General features: G+C 67.8%; 1 pseudogene. It reads right to left on the reverse strand.

From position 1 onward, the window contains the following. A pseudogene (locus tag MFF21_RS23675) lies at positions 1 to 605 on the reverse strand (IS5 family transposase); the annotation flags it as partial. Positions 606 to 680 lie beyond the last annotated feature (75 nt).

Below are 680 nucleotides of genomic sequence, written 5' to 3' on the forward strand. Positions count from 1 at the left end.
GCTGAAGGCCAGCACCTGCTTGCGATTGGGCATCGGCTTCACATTCGCCCACGCACCTTGCTCTGCCATCCGGGCCCGCAGCGCGTCGCTGTCGTAGGCCCGATCACCCAGCAGGATCTGCCCCGCACCCAACCCGTCCAGCATGTCGTCCGCCGAACGCCCGTCATGCGCTTGGCCTTCCGTGATCTTCAGCGCCACGGGACGGCCCTCGGCATCCACCCGCGCGTGGATCTTGCTTGTCAGGCCGCCGCGCGAGCGACCCATGCCACCGGATCCGCCCTCTTTTTTTGGGCGCAGGCCGCGTGCTGGTGCACCCGCACGCTGGTGGCGTCGATCATCTGCAGATCGCCCTCGTAAGCCTCTGACACCGCCTCCAGAAGCCGGTCCCAGATCCCGCGCTTGCGCCAGCGCCGGAAGCGGTTGCCGCAGGTCGTGTAGGGACCGTAGCGCGCCGGGATGTCGGCCCAGGGCGCACCCGTGCGCAGCCGCCAGAAGATGCCGTTGAGCACCCGCCGGTCGTCCACCCGATCCTTGCCGCGCACATCCGTCGGCAGAAGCGGCGCGATCACCCCCCACTCCGCATCCGTCAGGTCAAACCGCGCCATCCAAAACCCTCCGTCTCAAGAAGGCTAACGACGGCACGCCTCATCCGTGCCAGCCGTTATGGGTTCACGACCTAG

It is taken from the genome of Methylobacterium organophilum (assembly GCF_022179465.1).
GTDB classification, from domain to species: Bacteria; Pseudomonadota; Alphaproteobacteria; order Rhizobiales; family Beijerinckiaceae; genus Methylobacterium; species Methylobacterium organophilum.